General features: G+C 61.8%; 27 protein-coding genes. 3 read left to right on the top strand and 24 right to left on the bottom strand.

Annotation, left to right across the window (positions count from 1 at the left end):
- Positions 1–16: 16 nt before the first annotated feature.
- Together ACIQWO_RS14250 and ACIQWO_RS14245 are read right to left on the bottom strand one after the other, a co-directional pair.
- Positions 17–613, bottom strand: a complete 597-nt coding sequence (locus ACIQWO_RS14250) for a hypothetical protein (protein WP_402824865.1) — start codon at positions 611–613, stop codon at positions 17–19.
- 395 nt (positions 614–1008) lie between these two features.
- Entirely contained in the window at positions 1009–1926 is a 918-nt protein-coding gene (locus tag ACIQWO_RS14245) for a LysR family transcriptional regulator (RefSeq protein WP_402824862.1), read from the bottom strand.
- 171 nt (positions 1927–2097) lie between these two features.
- Here ACIQWO_RS14245 and ACIQWO_RS14240 point away from each other — a divergent pair, with 171 nt between their 5' ends.
- Together ACIQWO_RS14240 and ACIQWO_RS14235 are read left to right on the top strand one after the other, a co-directional pair.
- The gene (locus ACIQWO_RS14240; protein ID WP_402824859.1) at positions 2098–3708 is read left to right on the top strand and encodes an MFS transporter; all 1611 of its coding nucleotides are present in this window, start codon (positions 2098–2100) and stop codon (positions 3706–3708) included.
- Between the two features lie 33 nt (positions 3709–3741).
- Positions 3742–4272 (top strand): NADPH-dependent FMN reductase, encoded by a 531-nt coding sequence (locus ACIQWO_RS14235; protein ID WP_402824856.1) that lies wholly within the window; start codon positions 3742–3744, stop codon positions 4270–4272.
- Here ACIQWO_RS14235 and ACIQWO_RS14230 read toward each other — a convergent pair.
- Positions 4265–5608, bottom strand: coding sequence for a dihydroorotase (locus tag ACIQWO_RS14230; RefSeq protein ID WP_402824854.1), 1344 nt, complete (start codon positions 5606–5608; stop codon positions 4265–4267). The two genes, ACIQWO_RS14235 and ACIQWO_RS14230, sit on opposite strands and share 8 nt — an antisense overlap.
- Positions 5609–5832: 224 nt before the next feature.
- Here ACIQWO_RS14230 and ACIQWO_RS14225 point away from each other — a divergent pair, with 224 nt between their 5' ends.
- Positions 5833–6663 (top strand): metal ABC transporter solute-binding protein, Zn/Mn family, encoded by an 831-nt coding sequence (locus ACIQWO_RS14225; RefSeq protein ID WP_402824851.1) that lies wholly within the window; start codon positions 5833–5835, stop codon positions 6661–6663.
- Positions 6664–6705: 42 nt separating this feature from the next.
- Here ACIQWO_RS14225 and ACIQWO_RS14220 read toward each other — a convergent pair whose 3' ends face one another.
- The 21 genes from ACIQWO_RS14220 to ACIQWO_RS14120 all read right to left on the bottom strand — a co-directional run bounded on the left by ACIQWO_RS14220 (position 6706) and on the right by ACIQWO_RS14120 (position 24744).
- The gene (locus tag ACIQWO_RS14220) at positions 6706–7380 is read right to left on the bottom strand and encodes a GntR family transcriptional regulator (protein ID WP_402825390.1); all 675 of its coding nucleotides are present in this window, start codon (positions 7378–7380) and stop codon (positions 6706–6708) included.
- A gap of 93 nt (positions 7381–7473) precedes the next feature.
- A complete protein-coding gene (locus ACIQWO_RS14215) occupies positions 7474–8433 on the bottom strand; it encodes an alpha/beta hydrolase (protein ID WP_402824848.1) in 960 nt (319 codons plus the stop codon).
- A complete protein-coding gene (locus ACIQWO_RS14210; RefSeq protein WP_402825388.1) occupies positions 8427–8720 on the bottom strand; it encodes a 2Fe-2S iron-sulfur cluster-binding protein in 294 nt (97 codons plus the stop codon). The genes ACIQWO_RS14215 and ACIQWO_RS14210 overlap by 7 nt, the downstream gene beginning before the upstream one ends.
- A 332-nt stretch (positions 8721–9052) precedes the next feature.
- Positions 9053–9382, bottom strand: a complete 330-nt coding sequence (locus ACIQWO_RS14205) for a 2Fe-2S iron-sulfur cluster-binding protein (RefSeq protein ID WP_402824845.1) — start codon at positions 9380–9382, stop codon at positions 9053–9055.
- A 25-nt stretch (positions 9383–9407) separates the two neighbouring features.
- Positions 9408–10436: a 2Fe-2S iron-sulfur cluster-binding protein gene (locus ACIQWO_RS14200; protein WP_402824842.1), complete on the bottom strand. Its 1029-nt coding sequence runs from the start codon at positions 10434–10436 to the stop codon at positions 9408–9410.
- 14 nt (positions 10437–10450) lie between these two features.
- Positions 10451–10930: a heme-binding protein gene (locus ACIQWO_RS14195; protein ID WP_402824839.1), complete on the bottom strand. Its 480-nt coding sequence runs from the start codon at positions 10928–10930 to the stop codon at positions 10451–10453.
- Positions 10931–10974: 44 nt separating this feature from the next.
- Positions 10975–12429 (bottom strand): aldehyde dehydrogenase family protein, encoded by a 1455-nt coding sequence (locus tag ACIQWO_RS14190; RefSeq protein ID WP_402824836.1) that lies wholly within the window; start codon positions 12427–12429, stop codon positions 10975–10977.
- Positions 12430–12512: 83 nt separating this feature from the next.
- Complete coding sequence (locus tag ACIQWO_RS14185) at positions 12513–13244, bottom strand: TenA family transcriptional regulator (protein ID WP_039397245.1); 732 nt, start codon at positions 13242–13244, stop codon at positions 12513–12515.
- A gap of 131 nt (positions 13245–13375) precedes the next feature.
- Entirely contained in the window at positions 13376–14713 is a 1338-nt protein-coding gene (locus tag ACIQWO_RS14180) for an MFS transporter (protein ID WP_402824831.1), read from the bottom strand.
- Positions 14714–14776: 63 nt separating this feature from the next.
- Positions 14777–16303, bottom strand: a complete 1527-nt coding sequence (locus ACIQWO_RS14175) for an amidase (RefSeq protein ID WP_402824828.1) — start codon at positions 16301–16303, stop codon at positions 14777–14779.
- 257 nt (positions 16304–16560) lie between these two features.
- Entirely contained in the window at positions 16561–16788 is a 228-nt protein-coding gene (locus ACIQWO_RS14170; protein WP_402824825.1) for a hypothetical protein, read from the bottom strand.
- 42 nt (positions 16789–16830) lie between these two features.
- Complete coding sequence (locus ACIQWO_RS14165) at positions 16831–17091, bottom strand: hypothetical protein (RefSeq protein ID WP_150740676.1); 261 nt, start codon at positions 17089–17091, stop codon at positions 16831–16833.
- A 116-nt stretch (positions 17092–17207) separates the two neighbouring features.
- Positions 17208–18164, bottom strand: a complete 957-nt coding sequence (locus ACIQWO_RS14160; protein ID WP_402824820.1) for an amidohydrolase family protein — start codon at positions 18162–18164, stop codon at positions 17208–17210.
- Between the two features lie 29 nt (positions 18165–18193).
- Positions 18194–19132 carry a VOC family protein gene (locus ACIQWO_RS14155; protein ID WP_402824817.1) on the bottom strand — a complete coding sequence of 313 codons (939 nt, stop codon included), beginning with the start codon at positions 19130–19132 and terminating at the stop codon, positions 18194–18196.
- Between the two features lie 29 nt (positions 19133–19161).
- Positions 19162–20070, bottom strand: a complete 909-nt coding sequence (locus ACIQWO_RS14150) for a fumarylacetoacetate hydrolase family protein (RefSeq protein ID WP_402824814.1) — start codon at positions 20068–20070, stop codon at positions 19162–19164.
- 56 nt (positions 20071–20126) lie between these two features.
- Complete coding sequence (locus tag ACIQWO_RS14145; RefSeq protein WP_150663397.1) at positions 20127–20528, bottom strand: RidA family protein; 402 nt, start codon at positions 20526–20528, stop codon at positions 20127–20129.
- A gap of 56 nt (positions 20529–20584) precedes the next feature.
- Positions 20585–21658: an Ldh family oxidoreductase gene (locus tag ACIQWO_RS14140; protein ID WP_402824809.1), complete on the bottom strand. Its 1074-nt coding sequence runs from the start codon at positions 21656–21658 to the stop codon at positions 20585–20587.
- Positions 21648–22070, bottom strand: a complete 423-nt coding sequence (locus ACIQWO_RS14135; RefSeq protein ID WP_402824806.1) for a cupin domain-containing protein — start codon at positions 22068–22070, stop codon at positions 21648–21650. The genes ACIQWO_RS14140 and ACIQWO_RS14135 overlap by 11 nt, the downstream gene beginning before the upstream one ends.
- A gap of 45 nt (positions 22071–22115) precedes the next feature.
- The gene (locus ACIQWO_RS14130) at positions 22116–22895 is read right to left on the bottom strand and encodes an ABC transporter permease (RefSeq protein ID WP_402824803.1); all 780 of its coding nucleotides are present in this window, start codon (positions 22893–22895) and stop codon (positions 22116–22118) included.
- Positions 22892–23716 carry an ABC transporter ATP-binding protein gene (locus ACIQWO_RS14125; RefSeq protein WP_402824800.1) on the bottom strand — a complete coding sequence of 275 codons (825 nt, stop codon included), beginning with the start codon at positions 23714–23716 and terminating at the stop codon, positions 22892–22894. Before ACIQWO_RS14125 ends, ACIQWO_RS14130 begins: the two co-directional genes overlap by 4 nt.
- Positions 23713–24744, bottom strand: coding sequence for an ABC transporter substrate-binding protein (locus tag ACIQWO_RS14120; RefSeq protein ID WP_402824797.1), 1032 nt, complete (start codon positions 24742–24744; stop codon positions 23713–23715). The genes ACIQWO_RS14125 and ACIQWO_RS14120 overlap by 4 nt, the downstream gene beginning before the upstream one ends.
- Positions 24745–25246: the final 502 nt, after the last annotated feature.

The raw sequence follows: 25246 nt of genomic DNA, 5'->3' as shown, positions 1-25246 counted from the left end.
CGCTTGCGGCGTGAATTTAGCGAGCGGGGGCTTTGGATGCTGCCGTCGCCGCGCGCTTGCGCGCCGCTGCCGCAACACCGCCGACCACCGGCTTCGCGACACCGTTCGCCGCCGTTGCGGCACCATTCACCGGCTTCGCTGCGACGGCCGATTTCGCGGGCGCTTTGGCTTTCGTCGGTGCTGCCTTGGCAGGTTTAGCCGCCTTCGGTGCGCCCTTCTCCGCCTTGGCGGGCTTCACCGGCTTAGCCGGTTTTGCAGGCTTCGCGGCCTTGGGTGCCTTGGCGGTTTTATCAACCTTCGCGACCTTTCCGGCATTCGCGCCAGCGGCAGCGCTCGCGGGCTTCGCGGCCGTCTTCGGCGCAGCCTTTGCCGCCGCAGCCAGCTCAAGATCGATGGTGTGTTTGAGGCCTGCGATGACCGGGGCGGCCAGATCGTCGGCAAAGTGATCGAACCAGCGCTTGGCCTGCAACAGCTTCTTTCCGCCAAGACGCCGCTTATGATCTTCGTCGCTGGCGAGCACCTTCGCCGAGAGCCGTGCGCGGCCCTTCGAGAGGCGTTCGAGAACGGTGATGATGGTGAACCCGCGATGCGACGTCTTTTGCTCTGCAGACATACTGGCCTCCTGAAGTTCTCGCCGCGCGGCGAGCCCGGATTGGATCGAAGCCACGATCTGAATCACGTGGATGCGCTCGATCCTACCACGCCGCAATCTCCGTGCCAGCAGGCATGCGGCTTCGAAGCCCTTTGGTGTGTGGTCGGCGCAACCTCGGGCGGCTCCGGTGCCTGTGCGAAATACTGGACGCTGGCCGGTATTGCAAAGCGAATGTCCTCCTCCACGAATGCCCGCATCAACGCGAGATTGATGCCCTGCTGCAAATCCATTAGAGGTTGTAGTCGGGACTGAGCACGAAATAGACGACCTCGAAGTCAAGCGAACTCGCGCCGAATTGCTTATCCAGCCCGATGGCGAGCGACGCAAACAGATCGCTCATCCACACTGCCCCACGCTCAACCACGCGCGCCCTTAAGTCGTTGAAGCGCGTCGCCAAATTCATGAATCAGGAAATCGACCAGTAGTCGAATCCGGGGTGGCACGGGGTTTCCGGGCGCAAATACGACGTAGAGATCGATACTCTGCATCGGGTGAGACGGGAGCAAGCGGACAAGCCGCCCCGACGCGACATCCTCCTCGACATCCCACGCCGCTTCGCAGGAAATACCCTCGCCCGCCAGCGCCCATTCGCGCAACATCGCCCCATCCGCACTGGCCAGCGTGCCGGTGACCTCGACGTCCGACAGCCCCCCGTCCTGCATAAAGCGCCACACCCGCGGGACGCGATTACGTCGGAACAATCGCAGGCAATTGTGAGCGCTCAGTGCGTCCGGGGTTGCCGGGACACCCTGCCGATCCAGGTAAGAAGGCGCAGCAACCAGCAGCATCTCCGACGATGCGACTTTACGGGCGACCATTCCCTCATCGCCCGGCAAGCCAAAACGCAGCACGACGTCGCAGCCGTCGAGCATGTTTTCAACCCCTGCGTCAGACAGGAACAGCGTGATCTCAAGGCCGGGATGGAGGCGTGCAAATTGCGCCAGCAACGTCGATAGCCGACGACGCCCCAAATCGGACGGAGCGCTGACGCGCAACAGACCCCGAGCGACCGTGCCTCGCGAAGACACCTCGGACTCTACGTCCCGAACCGACTCCAGAATCGCCACCGCGCGCTCGTACAGCAACAACCCTTCGTCGGTGAGACTGAATCGTCGCGTGCTGCGATTCGCCAGACAAACGCCCAGACGCGTTTCCAGCTGCCGTAGACGTCGGCTCACCGCAGCCGGAGAGGAACGCAAGGCGACCGCAGCGCGCGAAATGCCTCCGTTATCGACAATCGCCTGAAAAAGCGCCAGTTCAGAAATCGAGTCCAAGGCCGTCTCCCGCCGCGTGATTTAACCGCGAATTTATCGGAAAGGATGCTAGCACCGAAGGCTCCATATTTCCACTTATCGGAAATATGCCATGCAATTCCATAGGTTTCGGCGCTATCCCGAGCGATTCAATATAACGCCTCGGCTTAGCTATTTCCGAATTTCACAAATATGGTGTCACTTTCCCCTCCCCGATCCGGTGCAGTCGACGCGATATCGACGCCCACTCCACCTGCGCCGCTCGCCGACGGGAAACAGACCGGACTTCTCGCCGGTCTCGGACTCGCAGCATGGATGGAGTTCTACACGTTCGACGCCGTCAATCTCGTGCTGCCCGACATGGCCGGCGCGTTCGGCGTATCGCACGATGAAGCCAGTTGGCTCCTGATCGCGTTCAGTGCATCGTTGTTCTGGGGGATGGCCGTTTCCGTCTGGCTCGCAGGCTATATCGGCCACTTGCGATACATCCTCGGCAGCATCGTCGTGTTCGCAATCGCGTCGCTGGGATGCGCGTTCGCCACTGATTTCGGAACGATGCTGGTGTGGCGTACCGTCTCAGGGATTGCCGGGGCAGGCCTGGCGATGTGGTGGCGAGGCAGCGTCTATCTGTTGATTCCCCGGACTCGACGCAGCGTGTCGATGATGCGCATCTCCATCATGATCTATCTGTCGACGGCGGCGGGCTTGCTATTCAGCGGATACGTGACCGACCGATACAGCTGGCGATGGCTTTTCGCGCCAAATATCGTCGTCGCTGTCGCGGCCATTTGGCTACTCGTTCGCCACTATCCCAAGGTTGTCCGCCCAACCGATGTACGCGCCCGCGGCATCGACACGCCCGGACTTCTTCTCCTTGCAGTAGCGCTTGTTTGCACGCAAGTCGTCATGAGCCGAGGACAGGCGAAGGACTGGTTCGGCTCATCGGAAATTCGCGTGTTGGCCTGGGCCGCGATCTCAGCACTCGTCTTGTTCGTCGGATGGCAATTGCATCACCGCAACAACGTCCGCCTGCATCGTCTCGATCTGCTTCGACACCGCGATGTCGCCGCCTCCGTCGTACTGGGCGTGCTGGCTGGCATCATCGTGTCCGGCAGCACATACGCACTGCCCGAGTTCCTGAGAACCGTTTATTCGCCCGGACTCGACGCGACCCACACGGGACGAATTCTGTGTGTGTATGCATTGACGGCTGCGGCCATTCGCCCACTGGTTACGCGGTCAGTCGGCAAATTCGGGCCGCGAAAGGTACTCGCATTCGCCTTTATCCTGTTGACGGTATCCATGTCGCTGATGTCCTATCTGATGACGACGACCACGCCGTATGGATATTTCGCGCTACCGCTCATCCTCTATGCCTTCTGTCTTTCGCCGGTATTGTCCGCGCTCGCCAGCGGGACGGTCGCCCGATTGCCGCAAGATGTACAACTGGACGCGGTCGCCGTGTACATGACGTTCCGCCAGTTCGGCATGTCACTGGGCGTGACCCTCGTGACCGTCGTCTTGGCATGGCGCGAGCAATTGCATTCGAGCCGGTTGTTCGACTTCCTTTATTCGGCGTCCGTGCAAGTCAACGAATGGATGACTTCCGCAACCACCATGCTGATGCAGCGCGGAATGTCTTCGACACAAGCGCGCAGCGCAGCCGAAGCGCTACTCGCCGAAACCGCGATAAGGCAAGCGAGAACCCTCGCCTATGCAGACGCTTTCGTCTTCATGGCGTCTGTCGGGCTGTTAGCTTTGTGCTTCGTCCCCCTGATGTCGCCCACACCGCCCAAAGGATGAACGATGAGAGAAACAAGATTGGTGCTCCTTATCATGGGAAGCACGCGCGCAGGCCGAAACTGCCCCGCGATCGCGCAATGGATTGCCGACATCGGCCAGACGTGTACGGATCTGACTTACGAGATCGTGGATCTCAAAGCCTGGCACCTTCCGCTTGACGACGAGCCTGCACTGCCTGCCACGGGGGCACCCTATGTTCAACCGCACACACGCGCGTGGAGCGAGAAGATCTCTGCCTGCGACGCCGTGGTTTTCGTCACACCGCAGTACAACTGGGGCTATCCCGCAGCCTTGAAGAACGCGATCGATCACCTGTATTTCGAATGGCGGGAGAAGCCCACCGTGATCGTGACCTACGGCGGACATGGCGGCACCAAGTGCGCCAGCCAACTGCGACAGGTCGCTCAAGCACTGAAAATGCGCGTCATGGCGGCGGCCCCCTCCCTCACCCTGTCCGACGATGTCATCCGTCACGGCGGCGTCTTGCATCCGGCTACGGACTTCGCCGAATTTGCTTCGAGTGTCGAACAGGCCATGACAGAGTTGGCCGCCAGTGTCATGTGAAAAACCGTATCGGCGCGCCCTCCGGATGGCCAACGAGCGCCTCGTCGCGCACAACGCACTTCCCTCTGATGACGGTATGAATCGGCCAGCCGGTGACTGACTTGCCGTCATAAGGTGTCCATCCACAGACGCTTGCGATCCACGCATTGCGAACGACACGACGCTCACTCAGATCGACGATGCTGAAATCTGCGTCATAGCCGAGCGCGATCCGGCCCTTCCCTTCAATGCCGAAGATGCGTGCAGGTCCCGCGCTGGTGAGATCGACCAGCCGCTGCAAACTCAGTCGTCCTGCGTTGACGTGGTCGAGCATCGTCGGCAATAAGGTCTGCACCCCAGTCATACCACTCGGAGATTGCGGATACGGCTTCGCTTTCTCGTCGAGCGTATGCGGAGCATGGTCGCTCCCGATCACGTCCACGACGCCCTCGCGGATGCCCTCCCACAATGCCCTCTGGTGTCGTCGCTCGCGTACGGGGGGATTCATTTGCGCCAGACTGCCCAGTGCCTCGTAGCACTCGGGCGCATGCATCGTCAGATGATGCGGCGTGACTTCCACCGAGACCCTGCGTTTGTGCTCAGCCAGATAAGCGATCTCCTCCGCCGTGGAGACATGCAGCACATGAATTCGTCGCCCGGTTTCTGCCGCGATATCCACGATGCGTCGCGTTGCGATCAGCGCGCTCTCGACATCTCGCCAAACGTGGTGGTCCGTCACGTCGCCACTCTGCTCGACAATCGATCTTCGTTCGCGCAGACGGCGGTCGTCCTCGGCGTGAATGGCCATTCGGCGGCGACCATGACGAACGATCCTGCGCAACGCACTTTCGTCATCCACAAGGAGATCGCCGAACGAGCTTCCCATGAACACCTTGACGCCAGCGCATCCGGGCAGATTCTCCAGCGTACTGAGTTGCTCTGCGTTCGATGCAGAACCGCCGATATAGAAAGCGTAGTCGCACCACGCGCGGCCTGATGCCGCGTCGAGCTTGGCTTGCAGTTGGGTAGCGCCCAACGTGAGCGGGTGAGTGTTGGGCATCTCGAACACAGCCGTGACGCCGCCGAGCACCGCCCCACGGGTGCCCGCTTCGAGGTTCTCCTTGTGCTCCAGGCCGGGCTCTCGAAAATGCACCTGACTGTCGATGACGCCCGGGAGCACATGCAATCCCCGCGCATCCAGAACGGTTTGCGCGCCCCACGTGCCCGCGAGTTCTCCAATCGCGACAACTCGGCCGTCACGACATGCAACGTCGACACGCTCCGCGCCGTTGGGCGTCATGACGGTTGCGCCGGTAATCAGCAGATCGGCATAGCTGCGAGAACTTGTGGTTTGCATTCGACAGATCCTTTATGAAACAATATGCAACTCAGTTGCATTTAAGATCATATCGATATTGCGCCTTCCCGTCACGACCGACGAATGTCGCGGTGTCTTTCCCGGAGGAAGTTGAAATGCGTTTTGGTAGGTTTGCCGCATGGCGGCTGATGGTAGGGCTGGCGGCTCTCGTCGGACTCGCCACCCCCGTTTCGTCGTACGCGGCACCGGAGAAGTTAAACGTCGTGGCCTCATTCTCAGTACTCGCCGACATCGTGCAAAGCGTGGGCGGGGATCGCATTAACACCACCTCGCTGATTCCACGCAATCGCGATGCCCATCACTTCGAACCCTCCCCAGCGGACGTCGCCGAAGTGCGCAAGGCTGACCTCGTGTTTGTGCACGGCGTCGCTGGCTTTGAGGGGTATCTGCCGCGCCTGATTGCGGCGTCCGGCTACACCGGTCCGGTAGTGACGGTTTCGGAGGGAGTGAAGTTGCGAACCCGTGTTCGCAAAGGCGTGGCGGGCGACGATCCGCACACATGGAACAATCCGATGAATGCGGTCATCTACGTGGGCCACATCAAGGACGCCCTGGAAGCGAGGGATCCGTCGGGCCGCGCCGAGTATGAAGCCAATGCGGCGCGCTACATTGCTGCGCTAAAGGCCATCGACGCCGACGCGCGCCAACGCCTGGGCAAGATTCCCGAGGCGCAACGCGTGGTGATCTCGTCGCACGCGGCGTTTGGCTATCTCGGCGACGCGTATGGCATCACGTTCCTCTCGCCGATGAGCATCTCAACGGCCGACGAACCGTCTGCGAAGCACATCGCCGCGCTGATCGATCAGATTCGCAAGGAGCGCGTGTCGGCCTATTTCGTCGAGAATTCGAACAATCCGCGCCTCGTGGAATTGGTCGCCAAGGCGACCAACGTGAAGCCCGGCGGCGAACTGTATGCAGAAGCGCTGTCGGCCCCGGGCGGCCCCGCATCGACGTATCTCGACATGCTTCGCCACAACGTCAACACGCTCGCCACGGCGCTGGAGAAAGCGCCTGCGCAGGCCAGCGCAAAGTAGTAGCAATAGCGCGCCGCGTGTCTTAACGCGGCGCGGCTGCGCTCATTTCGGAAGGTTATCGAGATAGTATTGCGCCGCGCGCGTGACGTGGCGCTCGGCAAGCAACGCCGCGAAGGCGGCGTCGCCCATTTGCACGGCGCGCAATATCGCAGCGTGCTCTTCCCACGTAACGCGGACTTCCTCGTCATCTGTCTTGACGAAGACAATGCGCGTCCGATCACGTAGCGAGCGCATCAGATCGGCCAGCATCGCGTTAGCGCCAGCGGCATACAAAAGATCGTGAAAGCGCGCGTTCAGCTCCAGCAGCCCGGACGTTTCACCCGCCGCGACCTTGGCATTGCCTTCCTGCAGGACGGCCTCGATTCGCTGGACAAGCTCCGGCGAACGGCGCTCTGCGGCCAGCCGGGCGTTGAGGCCTTCGAGCGTGGCGCGAATCTGCACAAGTTCACGTGTCGACGCCGGATCGATCGAAGCAACCACCGCCCCATGCCTCGGACGCACCTCCACCAGCCCTTCGACGGCCAGCGCCCGCAGGGCCTCTCGCACCGGGACACGAGAGACATCCAGCTCCTCGGCGATGCGTCCTTCGACAAGCCGGTCGCCGGGTTTGTATTCGCCCTTGGTGATCGACTCGCGCAGACGATCGAATACCAGATCAGACAATTGCTGATGCATGATCGGCGCGCGCCCATTTGCCGCCTTGGCTCCCCGCACCATATTTCCAGTCTCCCCTAACCGCCAATTGCGCAATTCTAGCAGCGCGCGGCATTTCGTAGACTGTACACAATATGAATTTGGGTGCGACATCTATCAGCCCCGGTCCGGGATCGAGGCCATGAACGCGAGCATTTCCCGCCCGAGCCAGTCCTCGCCGGAATTGAAGTGCGCCACGATGGACGTGTGATTGTGCCCGCGTGCCTGCACGAAGCGCGGCGGCGCCCCCCGATGCCGCAGCAAACGCAGGAAGAACTCCGCGCCGTAGTCGTCGAGAAACCGATTCTCATACTCGGCGACCGCGATCATGGTCGGCAGGACGCTTCGGGTGGCGTGCGTCAGCGGTGAGCGCTCGGTATACGTCGATTCATCGGGACCGAAATACGTCCGCACTGGCCCGGCGTTCGGATTTCGAGGATCGGTGTCGGCAAACAGTCTCGCGCTGATGAGCACCAGTCCCGCGATGATCCTGCGCATGTCGTCACCCCGCGCGTGAGCAGGATCGAACAGGCTGCTTGCGGCATGGGTGCCCCCGGCGGAGTGCCCGATCAGGAAGATCCTCTGCGGATCGATGCCCCACTCCCGGGCGTGTTCGTGCACCCACAAGACGGCATCGGCGACGTCGTCCGTGCCACCCGGCCACGGCGCAACATCAGCCAGTCGATATTCGACGTTGACGGCCACGACGCCCTGCCTCGCGAACCAGTGGCAAACGTTGTCGTAAATCTCGCCGTTCACGCTCTTGCTGCCTCGTACGAACGCCCCGCCGTGGACGAAGATCACGGCATCGTGAAAGGCGTCGGGCGAGTCGCCCGCGTTGCGCACAGGGCTGAACACATCGAGTACCTGACGCGCATTCGTGCCGTACGGCAGGTCGCGCGTCACACGCGGACTCTTGGGTGCGGCTGCCACCACCGGCGTGTAGCAATCGATCACGATCTTGCGATTGCCGACGATATCGTCATTCCAGCGCGGGCCGATCTCCCGCATCTGCTGGCGCTGCGCCTCCGGCAATGCGCCGAACGGCTCCATCGCGACGTTGCCCCCATTCACCATGACACGCTCACATCGCCGTTGACGAACGTCTGGCAGGCCATCCGGTAGCCTTCTGAAATCGCTTCATCCGTCAGATGACGGCGTTCTTTGGCCTTGACCGCGTCGGTATGCTCGATACCTGCTTCGACCTTGCATCGACAGGTGCCGCACAGTCCGCCCCCACACTTGAACGGTATACCGCCCTTCTCCCGCAGCGAAACCCGCAACAGATTGCTGTTCGGTGCGGCCTCGACGGTCTTGCCGCCATTCGTCAGAAAGGTGATCTGGACTGTCGTCGCGGCACGCACAGCGTCGTCGCGCCGGGTCAGCCGCGCGGCCGCTGGATCGCCACCGACTAACGACTGTAGTGACGCGAGTGCATCGGGAACGCTCTCGAACTGCTCGAAGAATTTTGTCGGCACGAGGTTGGCGTCACCGCCCGCCTCGTCGACGATGCGCACGCGCGTCGGCGCGTCGAGTCTAGCAACCACGAAGGCTGCGACGTGGCGTTTACCGTAAAAATAGTCGTGCGTTTCCAGCGCGGTGATGCCGGGTGTCGGCTCGCTGCGGTATTGGCCCGGGCGACTCGTCAATACAATGAACATGCGAACTCCTTGTCGCGATGGCGCTACTTCTGCTTCTACTTCGCGCAGACTTCCGGAGCGGCGACGACGACCTCGGCCCCTTGCTCCAGTTCAATATCGTGCTCGATCCACAACTGACACACGAGCCTGTAGCCCTCGGACAGCCGCTCGCCCAGTTGCTTCTTCTCTTTCCAGTTAGGTGCGGGCAAATGCTCGCCGCCCGCCAGCACCCGGCAGGCACACCGCGCACACTTGCCCATCCCACATTCGTAGCGCAGATGCGGGTACGGGAACTGCTTGATCCCCGCGCGCACCACGAGATTGGCGTTCGGCTTCACCTCTTCCTGAAAGGTCTGCCCGTTCTTGTGAAATACGACGACTGGCATGAAGCCTCCTGTCAGATCTGGTGTTTCACGCGGCCGCATCGACCGGCGGCGCGTGGTGAAAGGTGAAGCTGTCGGCGTACAGGTACCGCACGCTTGCCCCGTTCGCGACGAACGATCGGGTCGCGTCGGCAATCATCACCGGCGAACCACACAGATAGATGGCGTGCTCCGACAGATCGGGCTGATCGGAAAGCACCGCGTCTTGCACGTAGCCCCGCACGCCCTGCCAGCCCGAGTCCGCACGCGAGAGCACCGGCACAAAACGGAAGTCCTCGTGCGTGGCTGCGAGCGCTTCGAGTTCTTCGTGCAAATACAGAGCGTCGGCGGTACGCGCGCCCCAATACAACGTGATGGGTGGCGTATCGCCGTCGGCCAGCATCTCGGACAGCATGCTGCGAAGCGGCGCGATGCCCGTGCCGGTCGCGACCATCACGATCGGACGATAGTCGTCCGCGTGATAGCCGAACGCACCGAGCGGCGCCTCGACGTCCAGCGTATCGCCAGCGCGCAGCGTGCCGAGTCGCCGATGCGTGAAATGGCCACCGTCGATGCGCCGGATGTGGAACTCCGCCATCGCGGAATCGTCTGCCAACGGCACTCGCGACGCCATCGAGAAACTACGTGCCCCCAGGTCACCCAGCAGTACGTTCAGGTATTGCCCCGGACGAAACGCGAAGGGTTGCCCATCGTCGAACGTCAGCACGAGACGCGTAACGTCGCCGCTCAGGGGTTCCACACGCAACACCTTCGCCTGACGGCGCTGTGCAGCCGGTGCGTCCAGCAATCGCTCGGTGCTCACGACCAGATCGGAACAGGCACGCGCCTGACAGAGCAACGCGAAGCCAGCATCGGCCTCCTCTTGCGACAACGCGAGGGGCATTTCTTCGTATTGCACATGTCCTTCGCGCAACGTCACGCGGCATGTCCCGCAGCCGCCGAACTCGCATTCCGACGGCAGCACGACGCCCGCCCGGCGCGCCGCCGACAGCACCGTCTCGTTGGGCGACGCATCGAAGCTGCGCTGTGCTTCGATCCAGGTGATTCGATGGGCCACGATTTCCCTCGCCGTCAGAGTTTGATGTCGGCCTGCACCAGCACTTCGCGACCGCTGGCGCCAAGCAACGATTGCAGCGCGGCGAGGCCCTCCAGACCTACTTGCGTGTCCTGCTCGCCGTTCCCCCCGGACAAGCCGATGCCGCCCACGACCTGACCATCGACCACAATGGGGAAGCCACCGACGAACGCGGCAAACCGGCCCTCGAAGCTCCACTGAATACCGAATGCCTCGTTGCCCGGCAGTGCGGGACCGTTCGGCGGTGTGGTGAACAAGTGGGTCGAGCGCTTGTGCCCGGCGGCGGTGAACGCCTTGTTCCAGGCAATCTGCGGGCCTGTGATGCGGCCGCCGTCCATGCGTTCGAGCGCGAGCGGAAAGCCGCCTTCGTCGACCACGCAAATCGATTCGAGCACGCCGATTTCGTGCGAGCGTGCAATGGCCGCCGCGATCATGTGACGCGCTTCGGCCAGTTCAAGTTTGAAAAAAGGTTTCATGTCGAAGTGAAAATCCTGTGTTGATCGGACGTGTGAGCTCGGTCTCAGACGCCGCGATAGATCGTCTTGACCTGCAAATAGAAGTCGAGGCCGTCGCGCCCCGATTCGCGGAACGTCGCCGTGCTCGAACGCTTGAGGCCACCGAACGGGGCATTGATCAGATTGCCGGTCGTCGTGCGATTGATCTTGACGGTGCCGACCTCGATGTCGTCGACGAAGCGATGCATAAGGCGCGCGTCCTGCGTGACCAGCGAAGCGGCCAGCCCGTAGTCGCTGTCGTTGGCCACCGCGATGGCATCCTCATAGCTATCGACATCGATGACGGCGATCACCGGTCCGAAAATCTCTTCGCGGGCGATGCGCGCGCTGCGGGGCACATCGGTGAAGATCGCCGGTGTTACGAAATAGCCGTGCGCAAAGGCACCGTCCACGATCTGTGTTCCGCCGCAAACCAGTTTGGCTTCACCACGACCGATCTCGACGTACTCAAGTACCGTCCGAAGTTGCCCTTCTGTGGCGAGCGGCCCGATATCGTTGCCCGGCTCAAGCCCCGGGCCGATCTTGAGCGCCGCTGTGCGCGCCACCAGCTTTTCGACGAACGCCGCACGAATCTCACGCGCCACCAACACACGGCTCGTCCCCGTGCATGCCTGCCCCGTCAGCGAGAATCCGCCCTTCACCGTGAGATCGACAGCACGGTCGATGTCGCGAGACTCCAGCACGATCAGCGCGTTCTTGCCGCCGAGTTCCATTTGTGTGCGCGTCGACATCGATGCCGCGCGGTGAATCTGCTCGCCTGCCGACGTCGACCCCGTGAAGGAAATCGCTCGGATCTCCTTTGCGCCGACCAGCACCGGCCCGACAGCGCTGGCGCTGCCCGTGACGAAATTCAGCACGCCGCGCGGGATGCCCGCTTCGACGAACGCCTCGACCAGCCGCAGGCCGCTCAAGGGCGCATCCGTGGCGGGCTTGAATACGACCGTGTTTCCGCAGATCAAAGCAGGCGCGATCTTGCGCGCCGGAATCGAGACGGGGAAATTCCACGGGGAAATGACGGTCACGACACCGAGCGGTTCGCGAACGGTATACACCGCCATGTCGGCGTCGTCGTTCGGGAAGGTCTCGCCGCCGAACGACTGGGCTTCGATGGCGTAGTAGCGCAAGGTCTGGGACGCGCGCAGAAACTCGTCCTTAGCGAGCGATTTCTGCTTGCCCTCCTCACGGGCAAGCTCGTCGCCGAATCGCTCTGCGTGACGCTCCAGATACGCAGCAGCGCTCAGCAAGACTTTGGCGCGCGCGCCGGGCGCGGCACGCTTCCACGCGCCGAAAGCCGAGGCGGCTGCCTGAACCGCCGCTGTCGCGTCCGCTTCGCCAGATGCCTGAAAGACGCCGACGACATCGCGTGTGTCGGCGGGGTTACGATTCTCGAAGGTGCGTCCGGTCTGGCTCGCGCACCATTCGCCGTCGATGTAGTTGAAGAACGTGGGCACAGTTGTCATCACTGCAACAGTCCTGCAAAGAAGCCGAGGGGCCGCGCTCCCCTGCCTGTCATGCGTGGCACAGGAGCGCGGTACTACGTCCGTCAGGCCGCCAGCCCAAGTTCCGGCAGCGGCAGCTCCTTCTCCACGTAGTCGTAGTAAAGCGCCGTGGTATACAACAGGCGCATTTGCGCACCGATCTCGCAGATCTTCAGGCAGCGCGCCTGAAGCTCCGGCGTGTTCGCGTTCTCCAGCACGATCTGGTAGCCGCGCTCGCCGTGAATCTCGTCGGACACGATGTGCAGATCGAAGAACTCGACTTCCTCGTCGGTGAACTTGTAGGTGTCGCGCAGCGTAGGCGTCTGCTTGCGGTAGATCGACGGCACCTGCGACTCAAGCCCCACCACCAGCCCCGCCACGGCGACCACAGGGTCTTCGCGCATGGCCACGGCGTAGCACCAGCTTTGCAGTCCGCGCGTTGTCGGCGACATGTTATCCGGATCGACGACACGTTCACGCGTCGTGCCGCAGGCTTCTGCGAAGCGGATCAGCAGATCGGTGTGGCGATCACCGCCAATCTCCTCCTCGTACATGTTCGCGAGCAGGAAGTCCTTCGCCTCCGTCATGTGATCCGGCGTACGCGCATACAGATAGCCGAGATAGTCGGCAAACGGCCCGACGTAGTGGTAGTGGTTCTCGGCCCAGCGGGCGAGATGCGCGCGAGAGAGCTTGCCGCTCGCCCACGCCACGCTAAACGGCGCCTTGTTCGCGCTCTTGCCCTTGATTGCCTCTTCGAGTGCCGCGCGGAAGGTTTCGCGGTCCATCAGCTCTGCCATGTCCAACTCCTTTGATTGCCAGGTGAACGATCCCTAAGCGCTGGATCGGATGATTTTTGTATACGGTATACTGTTTTGCAAAAAATGCCAATACGACGAAACGAGTGAATCAGTAGTCTTTCCGGGAAAGGTCAGTCGGCCGAACGGCCAACGGTGGCGGCCTGCGGTGCGGCATGGGTGCCGATGTGCGCGGCCGGTACTGCAGATGCGTTGTCGCTACCGACGGGTTCAATGGCGTCGAGCGCGATACCGTTGGTCTCGGGCAGCATGATCGCCGCGATGACGACAAGTCCGTAACCGACAGCCGCCACGACGGGAATCGCGAGCGTCAGCGTGGTGTGACCGCTGGCGAGCCAACCTGCCATGAAGGGAAACACGGAGCCGATCACACGTCCGGCGTTATAGGCCACGCCGTAGCCCGTCGCCCGAATCTCATGCGGATACGTCTCGGAGATGGTGGCGGCGACCCCGGCAAACGTCCCCTGCATCAGGACGCCCATCAGGAAACCCAACACCATCATGACCGGCATAGGCGCGGGGATCAGCATGTACGCGATGCTCATCACGAAGGCCCCGATCGCGAACAGGATGTAGGTCGGGCGTCTGCCCAGCTTGTCGGTGCACCATGCGCCCACGGCATAACCCACGATGGAGCCAATGATGGTGATCGCCAGCCACAGTCCAGTGCCCGTCACCGAGAGACCACGCTCGGTCTTGAGCCACGTGGGCATCCACGTTGCGATGGCGTAATACGAGCCGAGCATGCCTCCGGAGAGCAGACTGCACCAGAGCGTGCGGGCTGCGAGTCGCCCCTTGAACACGCCACGAATCGTCGTCAATGGGCTCGTCTGACTGCGCTCGGCCAGCGTGCGCGTGAAGGCTTCCGGCTCTTCGAGATTGCGACGCAGCCAGAACACCAGCAATGCGGGTGCCACGCCGATGAACAAGCACACGCGCCACGCCCATTCCGGCGGAAGCCAGTTGAAAATCGCGCTGTAAGCCAGTGCCGCCAGCGCCCAGCCGAAGGAATAGCTGCTGGCCGTGAATCCCGAGAACTTGCCGCGGTGCGCCGGATTACGGATCGTCTCCATGACCAGCACCATGCACAGCGACGACTCGCCGCCGAAGCCCAGCCCCTGGATGATGCGCAGCACGGCCAGTTGCGTAGGCGAATTGGCCAGCCCGCATGCGAAGCATGCCAGCGCAAAGAGCGCGATCGTCCATCGCAGAATCCTGACCCGGCCGTAGCGGTCTGCCAGCAGGCCTGCGCCGATCGCGCCGACGAGCGAAGCGATCAGTGTGTAAGTGACGATACTGCCCGCCGTTGCCTTGCTCATGTTCCAGGTGGTGAGCAACACCGGAATGAGGAAGGAATAAATCATGAAGTCGTAGACGTCGACCGTATGGCCGATGAACGTGCCCGCAAAGGCGCGCTTCTCGTTTCTCGATAGTGAACTGAGCCAGGACATGGTGGTGTCCTCCTTGAGTTGTCTTGGTTCTGTGGGATCGTCGGTAATGAAAAGGGTGTTGCCTCAGGCCGGTGGAACAAAAGCGTAACCGGCCGCTTCAAGCAGTTCGGCGACGCGGATGGCGCGCAAGTCGTGGTACAGCGGTGCCACGATTTGTACGCCGACAGGCAGACCCTGCGCGGTGCGCCCGGCCGGTGCGACCGTCGAGGGCAAACCGCACAGGCCTGAATGGCCTGCCCAGAAAAGCTGTGTGGTGAGCGGCTGCGCGCGACCGTTCACGTCGAGGGTGCGTTGCCACGGCGCACCGGCCTCGTTCAACGGAAATGCTGGCGTCGCGGCCACCGGACAGAGCAGAACATCCACCTGCTCGAACAGCGTGCGCCACGCAGCGGCATACCCCTCACGCAGCGGTTGCAGACGCAGCCAGTCGCGATGACTCAGCGCCGCGCCGGTGTGCTGGAGCGAGGCGTAGCGCAAATCGTCGTGCGCGACATCCCGCGCCGCCGTCTGTGCGGACGCATAAGCCTCGTCGGACAAATACCCGCAAGTCGCCGCACGCAGCAGCAGCGTGTACACCCGCAGGAGTTCAGCTGCGTCCAGTGCCGGACGCGCGTCCCAAACGACTTGAGCGCCTTCACGCTCAAGCGTCTTGCCCAGATCCACGAGGCATTGCTCGACCGTGGCATCGACCTCCGCAACGGGATGATTCGGGAGAATGCCGAAGCGAACCTGACGCAGGTCGTCGACGTCGCATGACGGAAGCTCGATGCGTACTGCGCAGGCCGCATCGACCGACGGGCCGACGAGCGCACCGAGCACATGGCGCAAGTCGGCCGCACTGCGGGCGAGCGGGCCCGCGACATTGATGTCGGGGAACGTCACCCCGCCGGGCAACCCGTGACCGTCGAGCGGTATGAGACCGTGGGTGCTCTTATGGGAAAAGATGCCGCAATAGTGCGCGGGATTGCGAATCGAGGAACCGATATCGGAGCCCACGTCGAAGAACGCCATCCCGGAACAGACGGCGGCCGCGCTCCCGCCCGACGACCCTCCCGGGGTGCGCGACAGATCGTGCGGATTGCGCGTGGTGCCGTACACGGCGTTGTAGCTCTGCCAGTCGCGCAACCAAAGCGGCACATTGGTCTTGCCGAGCAGGATGGCACCCGCATCGACCAGACGCTGTACGACAGTGGCATGTCGCGTTGCCGTGTTGTCTGCGAACGCGGGATCGCCAACGGTCGTGGGCCAGCCGAGCACGTCGAACGATTCTTTAATGGTGAACGGCACCCCGTGCAGCGGCCCTCGCGCAAGCCCTGCCCGTCGCTGCGCATCACGCTCCCGGGCAGTCAGGTACGCTTGCTCGAAATCGCTCACGACGACGGCGTTGAGTCGAGGGTTGGCCTCACGCCAGACGCTTTCGCACGCTTGCACGAGTTCGACCGAGGTCATGTCGCCGCGATGGAGCGCCGCTTGCACGGCCTCCATTGAGGCGTGGTGCCAGGGGAAACCTGTGCTGGCGGGCCTTGCTGCGGGTTCAGCCAGCGTCGTTCCCAGGGGATGATCGAAAGCGTCAATCGTGAAGTTTGTCATGATGGGGTACGCATTTCAGTATTCTGTATACCATCTGCCGACAAATTACGACTGTCAAGGGACTGGTATATCAGGGTTTGTGCGGAGAGGGCCGCCGGAAGACGGCATTTGAACCGGTCGTTTGCTCATCGAAACGACTCAGGAGAACGGCAGGTCTTGAGGTGACGCGCCCCGCCGACCGGCGGGTGCACAAGGGATGACGGGGTTGGAGGGACTGAAGGGGTCGATGCGCACGGGCTCGCGCGCATCGTCAAACATTAGTGCCAACCGCGATGCCAGCCGTAGCGCGGGTGCCACCACCCCCAACCATAGTGCGGGTGATAGCGCCACGAATAGCCGGGGCCCGGTATCACGCCGACCGGCGCCACATACACGACACCAGCCGGGGCCACCTCTGCCGGTTCAACCGGTGCGACGACGCAACCGGACAATGAGGCCGCCAGCAGCAGCGGCACGACCAGGACGTAACAGGATTTGGTTTTCATGATGGTTCATCCCAACGTTTGCGTCAGAATTCCAGGCAGCAGTTACTGCCAGCCGGGATGCCGTGCTCGATAGTATTCGAGCGCTGCGACACGTTCACGCTCTGCCTGGCGGGCCAGTTCCTCTGCACGCGCCATGTGGCCACCGAACTCGCCACCGTGCTCCATCTGGATGACGTGCATTTCTTCGATGGATCGCTGAAGGTCATGCGTGGCGGCCATCGCCTTGTCGTGAAGCTCGTCTGCGAACGCGGCATTCGCCACCAACGCTGCGCACAGTGCCATGAGAATAGTTGTGGGTTTCATGAGTCGCTCTTCCGTAGTGAGTTGAAATGAGGGGGCGCCTGCTCAAATAAACGCCCGCTCTGCGACTCATGTTGACGCAATGCCTTCGCGAATTTGTAAGCCTGTATTACGCGGAGTTACGTCTCGGCGAGTGCCGATGCATTTCCCATCAGGATGGCATGTCGACGCGACTCGTCGAGTCCGGACAAGTCGTCGTGCGGCTTGAGCAAACCCATCGGGAACGGCCAGTCGGAGCCGAACACGACCTTGTCCGAGCCGAAGACGGACTCACTCAGCGCTAACGCGCCGTCATCGTGCGTAATGGAGTCGACGTAAAAGCGGGAGAAGATGCCACGCGGGGAAGGTAGCGTCACATCGACACCCGGTCGGGACGTTCGATAGCCGCGCTCGTATCGCCCGGCAAGCATCGCCGTAGCGCCACCGCCGTGCGCGAGACAAAAGCGAATGGCCGGATACCGGACCGCCACGCCTCCGAAAGCGAGATGCGACGCCGCGACGGTCGTCTCTATCGGGTTACCCATCAAGTTCTCCAGATAGAACTTGCTCAGGCGGGTGTCGCAGCACTGCCCCGGGTGAAGGAACAGAAAGGCAGATTGCGCATTCAACGACGCCCAGAGTGGCTCGTAAGCGGCGTCAGAGAGCGTTCCCTCGTAGCCCCCCGCCGCCGCCGCGTAGCGAAACGTCCCTTTGTTTTCCAGCACTAGCCGAGTGGCGAGTTCGGGATGTTCGAGCGGCAGGTGCAGCAATGCGGACAGACGCGACGGGAAGCGCTCGCAAACCTCTCGCAACCCGTCATTGACATACGCGCACCACATCGACGACGCGGCTTGATCCAGCGATTGTCGATACATCGGCGGCGGTATCGATACCCATGTTTGCGCGACGCCCTGTTGATCCATCCACTCGATCAGCGCTGCGGGCGAGAACAATGCACTCAGCCCGATCGTGTGACCGTCGAGCGTGAGCCGTCGTGCTGCGCTGTCCCATTGGACGTTCGCCATCGTGGACAGCCGGGCCTCATCGATCGGGGCCAGGTGCGCATGAACATCCAGCGCAATGCGTGTGGTTTCCATGTCGACTCCGAACTCACTACGTCTACCCATCAACTGGGTTCGAGATTGGCGTTCATTTCCTTGCCCCAAAACTCCGGCGACCAACGCGGTCCCCATGTGTAGGGCAAATCGTTCCAGTCGCGGCAAAGCCACCGGTCGGTGATCTTGTCCATGTCCGCGTAGAACTCCACCCAGCTCCCCCACGGATCGCGCACATAGTGAAACAGATTGGAGGCGATCGCATGCCGCCCCGGACCGAAGCCGTCACCGTATCCCGCTTCGCGCATTCGCCACGCACCGTAGCCGATGTCGTCAAAGCTCGGCACCTGGAAGCTCGCGTGTTGGAAGCCCCGGTGAGAGCTGTTGATCAGCCCGAAACAATGATGATCGATGACGCCCTGCCCCGCCGCCATGAACGCGACCTTGCCAGCGGCGCGGTCCGTCGTTCGCAAGCCCAGTACGTCCGAGTAGAACCGCTCGGCACGCGCCCATTCGGGTGTGAAGATGAGCAGGTGCCCGATCCGCAATGGCGGCCTGTCTTTCTCAAGGGTTTGCCACAAATTGATGTCGACGCGATCGGCAGCACCACCGAAATTGAAGGCGGGGACCTCCACACGCGGCAATGCAGCGGCGTTCTCCGGATTCAGGTGAATCCATGTTCCCCACGGATCCTCGAACCAGAGCCCCTCGCGCTGCCATCCGTCCGGGGCGCAGGGATAGCCCTTGATCCCTGCCGCCTCGACACGCTGGGTCATGCCCGCGACCGATGTCGGCGCGATGCGAAAGGAGAGGTGATGCAGCCGCTTCTTCTCACCTTGCATCAACACGATTTCGTTGCTGGATCGTCCCGGGGAATTACACAGAAGCGCCCTGCCATCGTCGGAGCGGCGCACATCCAATCCGAACGTTGTGTAAAAACGTTGGGCGACATCCAGATCGGGTACGGTCATGCCGAAGCCGTTCAGGCCCTCTACAGCAGACGTTGTCATAAGGAACCTCGAAAGGGAAATGCGGTAAATCAGGCACCGATCCGGATGCCGGATTTGCCGTGCAGATCAACGGACGTCATCCGATTTTTGAGTTCGCCGAGGCCGCTCCCACGCACGATCACCTCATCGCCTTCGTGGAGAAATACTTGCGGCTCGCGCGCGTTGCCTACGCCGCTGGGCGTCCCCGTGAGCAAGACGTCACCGGCACGAAGCGTCATACCAAACGACAACTCCGCGATCAGTTCGGGAATCGAGAAGGCCATGAGTCGCGTGCTCGCCGACTGAAGCACCGTGCCATTGACGACGCACTCTAGATGGACGTTCGCGGGATCGACTTCGTCTGCTGGCGTGAGCCACGGCCCCAACGGCATGGTTCCGTCGATACTCTTGCCCTTCAACCATTGCCCGCCATGACGTCGCTGAAGATCGCGCTGAGAGATGTCGTTGGCCAGACAATAGCCCCACACGTAGTCCATCGCATCCTCAACCGGGATGCTCCGTCCGGTCTTGCCGATGATGACCACCATCTCGGCTTCGTAGTCCCATTTGGCGGACAGCGATGCGTCGTACGCGATGCCATCGACCGGCCCGATCACCGTATCCGGCGCCTTAGTGAAGAACGTCGGGGCCGTGGGCGGGGGAACGTCCTGTCCCTCGCGCTTTCCCTTGCCCTCTTCGAAGTGATCCCAGTAGTTCCAACCGGTGCAGAGCACGTCGCGAGAGAAGCGCTGAATCGGCGCGAGAAGATGCGCTTCTCTGTCCGCCACGCGAGGGGCATCGGGTGACGTCGCATAGCGCCGAGCTTGCGCCAGAGCGTCCTTGCCGCCGCCGATCAGTGCCACCATGTCGCCCATCGACGCGGGCAGAACGACCCAATCGTCATCTCGTTTGACGGCGATGCGCTTCTCGCCGTTGTATTGCAGTGTTGCGAAAGCCATGATGCTCCTCAGTGGGTAGTCACGATCTATCGATGCGATGTCTCAGACTTCAGCCATCAGGCCTGCGGCAAGACCGCGATGGCGTTGATCTCGATGAGATAGTCGGGCGAGACCATCTTGGTCACCTCGACCATCGTGGAAGCGGGCAGCGGCGGGTGGAAATACTCGCGTCGCACCTTGTGGATGGCCTCGAAGTGCTCCATGTTGCGCACGTAGACATCGACGCGGCAAACGTCCGCAAGCGTGCCGCCAGCGGCCGTGACAGCACTCTTGATGTTCTCGCAGACCTGACGGGTCTGCGCTTCGATGTCGCCGACGCCCGCGATCGTGCCGTCGGGACGTCGAGCAGTCATCCCGGAGATGAACACGAGCTTTCCCTTCGCTTCGATGGTCGTCGCTTGCGAGAAGTGCCCATTGGGCGTGCGCAGTGCGTCGGTGCTGATTTGCTCTTTCGCCATGATGAAAGTCCTGTCGTTAGCCTGCTGTCGTTAACGTGATGAGGCGGTAGGTTGCTTCAGAGATCTGTCCACGCCGCCGGTGCTTGCACACCCGCGACGCTCGCCAGTCCGGCAAGTTGTCGTGCAACGTCGACGGCGACCGGGCATGTCTGCCCATTTGCCTGAGCGATCTGCCAGCTGATCTCTCCCGGGCTGTAAAGCCGTTCCGTACCGGCCGCGGGGGTCGACGTGCGGACCTTGGCGGCCAAGTCGGATGCGCGCTGTTCGAGCGGCCGTTGCAAACCGAATTGCGAGGCATCGATTGCCAGAAATGCCTGCGCGCTGTTGTACGGGGTAGCGTTGGCGCCGTAGAGCGGTTGCACTTCGTCGGCCACACCACCGTCCGACAGGCCGCCACAAAGCAGATCGATCATGAAAGCCAGACCGAAGCCTTTCGGTCCTGCTGCGGGGAGCAGCATCCCGGCGATGGCCTTGGTTGCGTCGCGAGTCGGCATGCCCTGCGCGTCGACGGCCCAGCCCTCGGGTATCTCTTGCCCTGCCCCTTGCGCGAGACGGATCTTGCCCATGGCGCTTGCGCTCATGGCCATGTCGAGTTCCACCGGAATCTCGTCGGCGTGCGGCATCGCAATCGCCAGTGGGTTGTTGCCTATCACCCGTTGCGCTCCGCCGGGTGCGGGCATCAACGGGCGGGTGTTCGCCATCGCAATGCCGACGCATCCCGCATCGGCCATTTTTCTTGCCCAGAATCCGGCTTCACCGAAATGGAATGCGTTTCGTACGGTGACCATCGCCAGCCCGTAACGTCGGGCGCGTTCTATCGCGAGCGTGATGGCTTGTTTCGCGCTCACCTGGCCAAAGACATTTGCGGCATCGAGTACGACGACAGCCTTAGCGTCATGCGCCACCTGTGCGAATTCCCCCTTGCTGACAGCGCCTGCGCGAATCCGCTCGATGTACATGGGCAGCAGCATGACGCCGTGTGACGCTTTCCCCCCCAGATCTGCGGCAATCAGCGGATCGGCGACCGACCTCGCCACATCCACCGAGACCCCTTCGGCAACCAGCAGACTCACGACCAGTTCACGTAGCGTGTCGGTCGGTACACGGATCGACGAGTTGTCAGTGAGCATCGCGTTCATCCGTGTACCAATCGGGCTTCTGCGGATAGTGCGGACCGTCGTAAATCTCGACAACGACGGTCTCCTCGTGCGCAATCGTCGGGCCGTGAACATTGCCTTTCGGGTTGCAATAGAAGCTGCCGGGCAACAGCGTGACGCCCGTGGACGTGTATTCGTACTTGCCGCTCAGGCAGTACATAAACTGATTGGACGCGTGTGAATGCGGCGCTGGAATGCCCGCGCCCTTCGAAAACTTGATCAGCGCAATCGACGCACCGGTTTCGTCGTCGCGCCAGAACATTTTCTCCGCCACACCGGCAAGCGATTTGTCCCGCCAGGGCATCTTTTCGCTGTGCAGCAGTATCTCGGCCATCGAAGGCATCGGCGCACCGGCCGTCTTTGTCTGCTTGTCGTTACCGCTCATGAAAGTGACTCCCGTTATGTATCGACATCACAAAGGAACGTGTACTCAGACAGCGCCCGCCATCTCTGCCGTATGCGGCAACCACGGACGAAGCGCGAATTCGATGGCGGCAATCGCCAGATAAAGCAGCAGACCGAGCAAAGCCAACGAAATCAGCGCGGCAAACGCGAGCGGCGTATTCAGTTGCGAATTGGCAACCAGCAGCAGATTGCCGAGACCTTCGGTACTGCCCACAAACTCGCCGATCACTGCGCCGATCACTGCAAGCGTCACTGCGATTTTTGCGCCGGAGATTACGTGCGGAAGCGCGGCAGGCATCTGGATCTTGAGAAAGATCTGCATGCGTGTCGCCCTCAGCGACGTGGCCAGTTCGATCAGGTTGACCGGCGTGGTTCGTAACCCTGTGGCGGTATCCACGACGATCGGAAAGAACGCGACCAGCCACACCAGTGCGAGCTTCGATTCGATGCCCGTGCCCAGCCAGACCAGCACGATAGGGGCGAGCGCCACCTTAGGCACCGACTGCATTGCGATGAGGAGCGGATAGAACATCCGGTTCAATATCGGTGAATTCGCAATGGCAAAGGCGATGGGGACGCCAACGATGAACGCCAGCGCAAATCCGTAGACGCACTCCTGAAGCGTGACCCATCCTTGCGACAAGAGCGCCGCCCGGTCGTCGACGAATGACTGCGCGATCTGAACGGGCGTCGGAAGCACTGCAATAGACACGTGGAACATCACCACGTACAGCTGCCAGACGACCAGAAGCAGCACGATGCCGAACGTGGGATACCCGATCACACGAAGGTTCAGTGTCTTCATTTCACGACTCCGAGTGCAGTGCTGGCCTGATGTTCGTAAGCCGTAAATTTCGGCGTGAACCGGAGTGCCTGCGATCTGGGATAGGGGAAGTCGATCGTGATGCGTTCCGCGATTTTTGCCGGACGCTTACTGAACACGAGGACTTCGTCGGACAAATAGACGGCTTCGGAAATGCTGTGCGTGACGAACATGACGGCAGCGCGCGTGTGTTCCCGAACGGACAGCAGGAGATCGTGCATCTCCATGCGCGTGAAATCGTCCAGCGCACCGAACGGCTCATCCATCAATAGCAGCCGTGGCGCATGGATCAACGCGCGACACAACGCCACCCGTTGCTGCATGCCTCCGGAAAGCTCGTGCGGTCGCGCACTGGTGAAGGCGTCCAACCCCACCAGCGTGAGCAACTCGTGCGCTCGGGTCTTGGCGGCTTTGTCGGCCTTCCCGAGGATCTCCATCGGGAACATCACGTTGGCCAGTACATTGCGCCAGGGCATGAGATTAGCGCTCTGAAACACGAAGCCGAAGTCACGCTGGGGGCCGCTGATCGCTTTTCCACGGATCTTGACCACACCCGTCGTCGACTTGGTCAATCCGGCCACGATCCGCAGCAATGTCGTTTTTCCGCAGCCGCTTGGCCCAAGGAGCGAAACCAGTTGTCCGGCGTCGAACGCGCAGCTCACCGCTTCGAGCGCGACCGTCTCGCCGTTCTTGCCACGCGGCGGATAGATCTTGCTGACGTCTTCGATGGAGGCAAACACGGCTTCAGTTGGCGTTACATCGCTCTTGCCGCCTATGCCGGTCGTGTCGAGCCGCGCGTTCATGCCGTCCCCTTGGGCAGGAAGTCGGTCGTGAATAGTGACGCCGCAGAAAGTGGTGCGCCCGGAATGCCGATGTTCTGCGCGATGAAATCGACGCTTCGTTGCATGCGCCCCGCATCGATCCATCCCATACCGAATCGGCGGGTATCGGCACTCTGTGCGAGCACGCTCAGCAGCTTGATCTCGCCGACGACGACTTCGCGATTAATGCCTGGCACGTAGTTCGCCATGATCTCGCTGGCCGCTTGCGGATCCGCAATCGTGTCACGCCAGCCTTGCATGGCAGCCTTGACGAAGGCACGGACGGTGTCGGACCGGGACTTGAGCATGTCCTCTTTGACCAGCAAACCGTTCGCGTAAAGTTCGAGCCCGTGATCGGCAAGCAGCAACGTGCTCAGTTGCCCGCCAGGGAGCACCTTTTCCAACCCGACTTGCGTAAAGATGAAGTTTTCGATGGAGGGCACTTTCTTGCTGAGCAGCATGCCCACGCGCGCTGCGCCATCGACGTTGACGAACTTGACCGAGCCCGGATCCAGCCGGTGCTGCTTCATGAAGCCCTGAATGACCTTGGGCGAAAAACTTCCCGCGCCGCTGGCGATTTCCAGCCCGTTGAGTTGCTCGGGCTTGGTGACGTTCGCCCCTTGAGCGAGCGAGAACACTGCGTAGGGAGCGCTCTGATAGTTCATCGCGACGAACTTCGCGCTGCTCGCGCCGCGCGCTTTCGCCAGCGCGACGGACACCACATCTGAAAACGCGAACTGCGCGATGCCGGATTCAAGTGCCTGGATGGCTTGCGCTGTGCCCTGCCCCGGCACGATCTTTACGTTGAGTCCGGCCTGTTTGAAGTAGCCCTTGCCCAACGCGACATACCACGGTGTGTGACGGCCCAGCGCGGTGAAATCGAGCGACAACGTCAGCTCGCCCTGACTCCGGTCTTGCGCCCCGGCCATCTGCCACCCGCCGGTAGCCCACCCTGCGGCGACAGCACCGAGACTTCTTACGACCTGCCGACGCTTGCTGTTCGTTGCCATTTCCGACCCCTAAGTAGAAATCCATGGATGACGCGGTCAAGCCAACATCCCCCGGAGCCCTCATCGCGGGACGTTGTGTTTGTTCATAAGGCGTAATATAGTTTGTGACATACTGTGTGATATGTTACAGATTCGCAAGTGAAAAAATATTCGGAGCGGAGCCTGTCGATGGATGTGCTGAAGTGGCAGAGGTGGCATCGCTTTTTCACCGAGATGGTGATGCGTCGCTGTATGGCGGCTGCCGTTTATGGAGCGCTATCAGGTCGGGAGCACGTTGGCGCTCGGGTAGAATGCGAGGCCCATCGCGGCCGTGCGCCCGGCGCGCGGGGGTTGATGCGAGGTTTTACTGTGTGCGCTCACCTTCTTGCCCCGATTCGACGCGCAGGCACCGACATCCAGCGCGCGCATTTTCTGTCTCGCGTTGCGCCGACGACGATGCTCAGTGATGAGCCCCCCACACCCGCACCACACGATGCACGCCCGGGTGGCGTGAAACCGCGTG

It is taken from the genome of Pandoraea sp. NPDC090278 (assembly GCF_044772185.1).
Lineage (GTDB): Bacteria > Pseudomonadota > Gammaproteobacteria > Burkholderiales > Burkholderiaceae > Pandoraea.
Note: the sequence above shows the minus strand (reverse complement) of the source record. Positions and strands in the feature narration are given on the sequence as shown.

What these genes read in the sequence shown, in the direction of transcription:
- ACIQWO_RS14240 (WP_402824859.1), top strand. Translation starts at nt 2,098, where the DNA reads ATGGTGTCACTTTCCCCTCCCCGATCCGGTGCAGTCGACGCGATATCG.
- ACIQWO_RS14185 (WP_039397245.1), bottom strand. Translation starts at nt 13,244, where the DNA reads ATGGCAGAGCTGATGGACCGCGAAACCTTCCGCGCGGCACTCGAAGAG.
- ACIQWO_RS14215 (WP_402824848.1), bottom strand. Translation starts at nt 8,433, where the DNA reads ATGGTGAATGGGGGCAACGTCGCGATGGAGCCGTTCGGCGCATTGCCG.
- ACIQWO_RS14150 (WP_402824814.1), bottom strand. Translation starts at nt 20,070, where the DNA reads ATGGCTTTCGCAACACTGCAATACAACGGCGAGAAGCGCATCGCCGTC.
- ACIQWO_RS14230 (WP_402824854.1), bottom strand. Translation starts at nt 5,608, where the DNA reads ATGCAAACCACAAGTTCTCGCAGCTATGCCGATCTGCTGATTACCGGC.
- ACIQWO_RS14160 (WP_402824820.1), bottom strand. Translation starts at nt 18,164, where the DNA reads ATGGAAACCACACGCATTGCGCTGGATGTTCATGCGCACCTGGCCCCG.
- ACIQWO_RS14170 (WP_402824825.1), bottom strand. Translation starts at nt 16,788, where the DNA reads ATGAAAACCAAATCCTGTTACGTCCTGGTCGTGCCGCTGCTGCTGGCG.
- ACIQWO_RS14180 (WP_402824831.1), bottom strand. Translation starts at nt 14,713, where the DNA reads ATGTCCTGGCTCAGTTCACTATCGAGAAACGAGAAGCGCGCCTTTGCG.
- ACIQWO_RS14120 (WP_402824797.1), bottom strand. Translation starts at nt 24,744, where the DNA reads ATGGCAACGAACAGCAAGCGTCGGCAGGTCGTAAGAAGTCTCGGTGCT.
- ACIQWO_RS14165 (WP_150740676.1), bottom strand. Translation starts at nt 17,091, where the DNA reads ATGAAACCCACAACTATTCTCATGGCACTGTGCGCAGCGTTGGTGGCG.
- ACIQWO_RS14155 (WP_402824817.1), bottom strand. Translation starts at nt 19,132, where the DNA reads ATGACAACGTCTGCTGTAGAGGGCCTGAACGGCTTCGGCATGACCGTA.
- ACIQWO_RS14145 (WP_150663397.1), bottom strand. Translation starts at nt 20,528, where the DNA reads ATGGCGAAAGAGCAAATCAGCACCGACGCACTGCGCACGCCCAATGGG.
- ACIQWO_RS14220 (WP_402825390.1), bottom strand. Translation starts at nt 7,380, where the DNA reads ATGGTGCGGGGAGCCAAGGCGGCAAATGGGCGCGCGCCGATCATGCAT.
- ACIQWO_RS14250 (WP_402824865.1), bottom strand. Translation starts at nt 613, where the DNA reads ATGTCTGCAGAGCAAAAGACGTCGCATCGCGGGTTCACCATCATCACC.
- ACIQWO_RS14135 (WP_402824806.1), bottom strand. Translation starts at nt 22,070, where the DNA reads ATGAGCGGTAACGACAAGCAGACAAAGACGGCCGGTGCGCCGATGCCT.
- ACIQWO_RS14195 (WP_402824839.1), bottom strand. Translation starts at nt 10,930, where the DNA reads ATGAAACCTTTTTTCAAACTTGAACTGGCCGAAGCGCGTCACATGATC.
- ACIQWO_RS14235 (WP_402824856.1), top strand. Translation starts at nt 3,742, where the DNA reads ATGGGAAGCACGCGCGCAGGCCGAAACTGCCCCGCGATCGCGCAATGG.
- ACIQWO_RS14130 (WP_402824803.1), bottom strand. Translation starts at nt 22,895, where the DNA reads ATGAAGACACTGAACCTTCGTGTGATCGGGTATCCCACGTTCGGCATC.
- ACIQWO_RS14125 (WP_402824800.1), bottom strand. Translation starts at nt 23,716, where the DNA reads ATGAACGCGCGGCTCGACACGACCGGCATAGGCGGCAAGAGCGATGTA.
- ACIQWO_RS14205 (WP_402824845.1), bottom strand. Translation starts at nt 9,382, where the DNA reads ATGCCAGTCGTCGTATTTCACAAGAACGGGCAGACCTTTCAGGAAGAG.
- ACIQWO_RS14175 (WP_402824828.1), bottom strand. Translation starts at nt 16,303, where the DNA reads ATGACAAACTTCACGATTGACGCTTTCGATCATCCCCTGGGAACGACG.
- ACIQWO_RS14190 (WP_402824836.1), bottom strand. Translation starts at nt 12,429, where the DNA reads ATGACAACTGTGCCCACGTTCTTCAACTACATCGACGGCGAATGGTGC.
- ACIQWO_RS14140 (WP_402824809.1), bottom strand. Translation starts at nt 21,658, where the DNA reads ATGCTCACTGACAACTCGTCGATCCGTGTACCGACCGACACGCTACGT.